Here is a 6361-nt window from a genome sequence, read left to right on the forward strand (position 1 = left end):
TCTCTCCCCTGAGCCTGCCCTCCCTCCTCCTCCTCTTTGTTTTCCGCCCCGCTCTCCCGCTCCTTCCCCCCCCCCCCAGTCGATCCGTCCCCGAATACTTCACATGCTCAGGGGAGCATGTTGAGGGGGACGCGGTAGACCCAGTCGCCGGGGTTGGGTTGTCCGAAGCTTTCCCAGTTGGCGCGGTCGCGGTCGTATTCGTCGTAGCGAGCCAGACGGGATTTGAGTCGGTTGATGAAGGCGGTTTGTTCCCCGATGCTCATGCGGTACCAGTCGTCTTCGCGGAGGAGCATGATGTCGCTTTTGTAGGGGAGTCCGTCGAGGAATTCGGAGAGGATGCCGAGTTCAGCGAGGCTTTTGCCCTGGGTGGGGAGGTTGGGGTCTCTGGCCATTTGTGCGGAGGCGGAGAGGATGCCGCGGAAGAAGTCGCGGGAATCGGTTTTTTTGGTGCGTTCGGCGTTGTCGATGATGATCTTGAGTTGCGAGCTGAGGTCATTGAGTTGGTTTTTGGTGAGGAGGACGGCGACTTCCACGGTGGGGGTGGGGCTGCCCTGCGCCAGTTTGGCGAGGTCCATGTCGGCTATCCAGGAGTTGACGACGCTGGGGGCCTGATTTTGCCGTTGGGCGCCGAAGTATTGGAGCTGCATGGCGTAGCCGAGGGTAGCGGCGAGCTGCCGGGCCTGGGCTTCGGGGTCCTGCGAGGGGGTCTCGTCCTTGGGGCGGGTCATGATCTTGCCTGCGGCGGTATTCTTGACCATGCCGACCATGCCCTGGGCGAGGGTGGCGGCCACGGCGCCGAACTGGCGCGCGCCGGTGGCGGCGTCGGGGGCGTTGATGGCCTGATAGTTGCTGCGATCGCCGGAGAGGCGGCTCAGGGTGCGGTAGCTTTGTTCGGCGTAGGCGTGGTTTTTGGCGCCGCCGGGGCTTTTGATGTGGAGGGCGGTGATCCAGATGCCCTTCTGTCGGGCGAGGTCGTTCATTTCGGCGGGGCCGAGCAGGACGGAGGCGTAGGGGTCGCCGCTGCGGAGCGGTCCGGCGTCGCTGATGAGCAGGATGAGGCGGGAGGAGTAGTTGCCCCAGCTCAGTTTTTCCACGGCGTCATAGACGCCCGCGAGGGAGTCCTCGTTGAAATCGTGACTGGAGACGTCGGCCTGTTGCACGGCGGCCAGGCGGCTTTCCAGCGCGGCCCTGTCCTTTGCGGTGGCGAAGTCGCTGACCACGGTGCTGGTGTAGCCCAGCGCGGGGGTGGCGGCGGTGCTGCTGCGGAAGGCGACCACGGCAAAGCCCACGTTATCGGTCATTTTTTCTTTTTCGAGCTGATCGTAGATGCGGCGCACCACGTCGCGGCTCTGGTCGATGTAGGGTTTCATGGAGACGGAGGTATCCATGACGAGGGCGATGCCGGTCTTGGGCGGGCCGTCGGGGGCCTGCGCCGACCCGGAGCCGGGGTCGATGGAGGCCACGTTGAGGAATTTCACGTCGTCGAACGGTTCGCTCATGCCGAGTATGGGCATGAGGTAGAAGCGTTTCGCGTCCACGGCGCCCTGCGTCTCGGCGGGTTCACCGGCCAGCACGGGGGAATCCGGCGCGGGTTTGCCGGAGGCCGCCTGGGTCAGGAGGGTCTGGAGGCGTTTTTCCATGTCGCTGGCGGAGCAGAGGGTCTTGAGGTCGTTTTCCGTCTTGAAGAAGAGCACGGGATCGCGTCCGGTGCGCGGGGAGAAAAGCAGGGTGAGGGACTGGTCCCAGGCGGTGGACTTGGCTTCTTCCAGCCAGCCCTGCGGCTCGTTGAGGCCGGTGCCCACGCGCAGATGGCCGTTGGCGCGTTCGTAGACGTAAAAGACCGTGAAGGGGACGACCTTGTCCTTGACCACGGCGGAGGCGGCATCGGCGTTCTGGCGCAGGACGGCGCCGGGGTGGCTGATGACGCGCTGGTAGAGGCTTTTCTTGCCCTCCCGCAGGAGGGGGGCGGCCTGGCCGGGAGCGGGCAGGGTCAGACAGAGCAGGGCGGCGAGCCAGAGCAGGAGGCCCGGCAGGGGAGAGCGCCCGGAGCGAAGGAGAAACATGGCGGACCTCCTATTTCCAGTTCTGGAGCAGCATTTTGGCTTCCATATCGCCCTTGGACGCCTCGGCTTCCACATGGGCGCGCAGGGCCTTCAGGGCGGCCTCGGCCTGGGCGACGCCCGCGGCCCGCGCCTTTTCGTACCACTGGCGGGCAAGGGACATGTCCGCGGGGATGCTGCCGCGCGGCAGGGTGGTGGCGGGATCGTAGAACTGTCCCACCAGCCACATGGCTTCGGCATTGCCCTTCTGGGCGGCGTCCTCCAGCAGGAGGAAAGCGGCGTCCGACTCTTCCGGACCGGCCTCGGGCGTACGCAGGGGCTTGGCCAGCGCCAGACTGGCGGCCGGGTCCGCCGGGCCGCGCAGATGCTTGCGGGCGGTCTCCAGCGCGGTGGGCGCGGTGGGCGCGGGGGACGGGGCGGCGGGAGCCGGGGCGGCCGGGGCGCTCTCCGTCTGCGCGGGGACGGGCGGCACGGGCGGCACGTCCGGACGCTGATGGATGAGGAAATACCATGCCGCGCCGCCTGCGACGATCAGCAGGAGCAGCAGGAGCGCGAGGACGAGCGGCAGGCGGCTTTTGGGCCGGGCGGGGACTTCTTGCAGGGTCAGTTCTTGCGGGCCTGGCTGGGGCGCGGGGGTCGGCTCCGGCTCCGGCGCGGGGATCGGCTCCGGCTGAGGTCCCGGCACGGGCTGGGGCGCGGGTTCCGGCTCCGGTGCGGGCTGGGGCTGGGGCGCGGGTTTGGGGTCGGGAGCGGGCGCGCTGACGGGCGCGGCCTGCGGCATGTCCGGCATGGCTCCGCCGCCGTCGCGGTCGCGACTGTAGACGAGCTGCCGGATCTCCACGCCGAAGCGCTGACCGTCCGCGCCGATCTGATAGGCGGACAGGGCGTCCAGCTGATCGACCACGTCCGGGCCGACGAGCAGGCACAGGCCGCCGCTCACGCTGTCGATGTCGTCCGGGGCAAGGGGGCATTCGCTCTCCTGCCAGCCGGACGCGGCAAGGAATTTCATGTCGCTGCCGCGACGCAGGGTATAGACGCCGCCGGGGAGGGCGGAGCAGCCTTCCAGCAGGATGCGGGCATGGCCCGCGCCGCGTTGCGGATCAGGGGTGATGATGGCTCTCATGGGTGTTTCCCGTCAAAAAAGGATGAGGTCGCCGTGGCCGGAAGGGCGGGCACAGGCCCGGCGCTGCCGGTACGCGGCGGGATGCGGCCCCCGGAGCGGGGCGGCGGGGACGAAGGGCGGACGGCGGTCGGCTCCCCACATGTCAGACCTGCCGGAAGGCGGCAAGGATGTCGCGCAGGCGGGCATTCTGTTGCGGGTCGCGCACCTGCTGCCCGTCAAAGTCCACATTGGCGACCACGCTCCAGGCCAGCGCCCGCATCCAGTCCGTATACCACTGGCGGTCGTAGGGGGCTTCCTGCTCTCCGATGACCGGTTCCGCCGGAGGCTCGGCGGGCGGGGCGAAAAGCTCCGAGCTTTTGCCGCCGAAAAGGATGGTGCGCCCGGCGGCGTCCTTCTTGCGCGGGTCGAAGCCCAGCCAGTCCACAAAGGCGTTGATGGCGTCCGCGGCCAGGCTCACCTGCCGCCAGATGAGGCGTTCACGGGACATGTTGGCGTACGCGCCGCACTGGCGCAGGTCTCGTTCCAGCCCATCGCGCAGACCGAGGCGCTGGGCCGAGAGCAGCAGTTCGCTGATGAGCTGCTCGAAGCCGCGCGAGGGCAGGCCGCCGAAGTGGTTGCGGGCCTCGGCGCTGCCCGCCAGATTGTGGAGCTGTTCGATCCAGTAGTCGAACACCATGTCCGTGAGCGTCCCGGCGGCGTCGCGCGGGACGGGGGCCTCTTCGGCGGCGGCGTCCTGCGGGGCGGGGCGGGCGGCCTCGTCCCCGAAGATGTCGGAAAAGATGTCCTCGGCGGACACGTCGTCGGCCACGCTGACGGTCACCCCGGTCTCCGGCGCCTGCGAAGCGGCCTGCCGCTGCCGCAGCCAGAGGTCGTAAAGGTCGTGATCCCTGACCTGGAGGCGGCAGAGCAGTTCCCCGAACAGGTGACGCCGGGTGACGCCGGTCACCAGCATGACCAGCTCGCGGGAAAGCGCCTCCTTCTGCTTGCGCAGTTCCTCGCGGTCGTCCGTCTGATAAAAAGGTTCCAGCCGCGTGCGGACCTGCTCGCGCTTCTCGGCGGCGATGACTTCGATCTGCTGGCGCTTGAGTTCGGGATTGCAGAGGGGGCGCAGGCTCTCCCGCAGCAGGGCCACGCCGCCGTCGTTGAGGGTCATGGCCGCGTCCCACACCGCGTCCGGCCGGGCCACATGCCGCCGCACCAGCTCCGAATTCAGGAAGGCTTGCCGCACCTCTTCCACATAGGACGCCTGTTCGGGGCGCACGGCGATCTCCCTGCCGTCGGCATCGAAATTGAAAATGGCGTCGCAGCGGAAATTGGGGTTGCGGAGCAGATAGATATTGTTGAACGGCCGTTCGCCGTCCCAGTTGTCGGGCCAGTCATGCTGCTTGCCGAAAAAGTCCAGCAGCGACGACTGCAGGCGCGTGTCCCAGCGCTTTTCCACCGAAGGCGTCCCCGCCTTCTTCTCGAACTCCATATCCATCTTGGAGAGGATGAAGAACAGCGCGGTGGGCTTGCCCGCGCGCGAACGCGGGTCCTCGCCGTGGGTGGAGCATATCCACTCGTAGACGGCGCGCGGCAGGTCCTGCACTTCCTGATTGCTGGGGCCGATGCAGAGCAGCATACTTGTCAGCTCCCGCTCCTCGCAATAGCGCTCGAACAGATACGCCACCTTGCCGCGCAGGAAGAGGTTCTCCAGCGTGCCGGGACGGGCCAGCTCGCCCTGCAGGTTCTCCAGCTTGAGACGCGAGCGGTAGCCCGGGAAGTCCAGCAGGTCCGTGTGGTCGAAAAGGCTGTCCGGCTTCTCCCGCATGTAGATGCTGATCTCCGCCGTGAGCGCGGCCACCACCGCGCGGGGCAGATCGGCGCTCCTCCCGTCCCGGCCCCGGATGGTGAGCCGGTCGGCCCGGTCGTCCTCCGTAAGCCCCCGCAGCACCGCCACGTCGATGATGCTCGTCTCACGCGGGATGAGGCCGCTCAACGGGCAATCGGCCTCGGCGGGATTGCCGAGCGCCTGCAACGCGCCGCACAGCGTGACGTACAGCCGTCGGAACTCCGGCACGCCGTTCCAGATGAGGCCGAAAAGCGTGGCGCGCCCCTCAAGATCGAGACGCGGCGCCAGCTCCATCGCCTTGTTCCAGTAGCCCTTTTGCAGCATCTGCACGCGCGGCCGCGAAAGGAAATTCTTGTTCACATAGTCGCGCAGCTCTTCCACGTCGTCGCCGCTGACAGCCGACCCTCCGCCGCCCGCCGCCTTTTCCAGCTCGGCCAGCGCCGCCAGCAGCGGCTCCATCTCCGGCGCTTCCTTGTGCTCGCAGTCGGCGTAATAGGTGTTGGCCAGCACCCGCGCCACGTCCATCTCCGTCAGAAGGCGCAGGCGGATGGGATGCTCCGGCGAAAGCCCCTCCGGCGGCGTCGTGGTAAAGCGCGTCACAAGCCCCGTGGATTCCTTGCCGCCCTCAGGATTGATCTCCGTGAGGAAATCCCGCTGGTCGCCGCAAAAATCCGCCAGCAGACTGCCGGAGGCGTCCCGCGCCAGCGCCGAGATGAGGTAGGACTTGCCCGACTGGCTCGGACCGAACACCCCCGCGCACATCTTGCGCCGCGCGGCCTGCTCGCAACGGGTGAAAAATCGCGCCGCGTGCCGCATGTCCTTTTGCAGGCTGTTCCCCTCGTTGCCCACCAGCTCCGCATTGTCAGCGATCCACGCACCCGCCTTGCGGCACTCCTCCGACAGCGCCCGGCAACGCCGCGCCAGCTCCTGATCCTGCTCCTGCATACGTCGTCCTCGTGAAAAAAAACCGGATGCCTCCGGCTGTTACCGCGAACCCCTCAACCATGCCAGACTTGCGCCCGGAGGTCGAGCGGAAATGCTCCCCGGCCGTGCGGAGGCGTCCTTTTCTTTTTTTCTTTTTTTCGTTCGCTGGCTGGCGGATGTTGCCCGGCGATCTGTTTTTTTCTTCCTTCCTTTTCTTCTTCCCGGCGCTGGCTGGGGGATGCTGCCCGGCGTCCGGGCGGGGAACCTCATCCTTTTTCTTTTCTTCTTTCCGGCGCGGGATAGAGGATGCTGCCCGGCATCTGGGCTTGGTCGCCTCCCGGCGGGGGGCAGGGGGTGAGAGGGGCCAGCCCCTCTACCCCCCCTACGACCCCCGTACACCCCTGTCCGCGTGGCGAAGGGCGT

3 protein-coding genes are annotated in these 6361 nt (G+C 67.5%); all 3 read right to left on the reverse strand.

What is annotated here, in order from left to right; all coding sequences use genetic code 11:
- Positions 1–107: 107 nt before the first annotated feature.
- A complete protein-coding gene (locus Q0K00_RS11075; protein WP_297229518.1) occupies positions 108–2063 on the reverse strand; it encodes a vWA domain-containing protein in 1956 nt (651 codons plus the stop codon).
- Between the two features lie 10 nt (positions 2064–2073).
- Complete coding sequence (locus tag Q0K00_RS11080) at positions 2074–3183, reverse strand: sel1 repeat family protein (protein ID WP_297229520.1); 1110 nt, start codon at positions 3181–3183, stop codon at positions 2074–2076.
- 142 nt (positions 3184–3325) lie between these two features.
- Entirely contained in the window at positions 3326–5959 is a 2634-nt protein-coding gene (locus Q0K00_RS11085) for a virulence factor SrfC family protein (RefSeq protein WP_297229522.1), read from the reverse strand.
- Between the last annotated feature and the right edge of the window lie 402 nt (positions 5960–6361).

It is taken from the genome of uncultured Desulfovibrio sp. (assembly GCF_944327235.1).
Lineage (GTDB): Bacteria > Desulfobacterota > Desulfovibrionia > Desulfovibrionales > Desulfovibrionaceae > Desulfovibrio.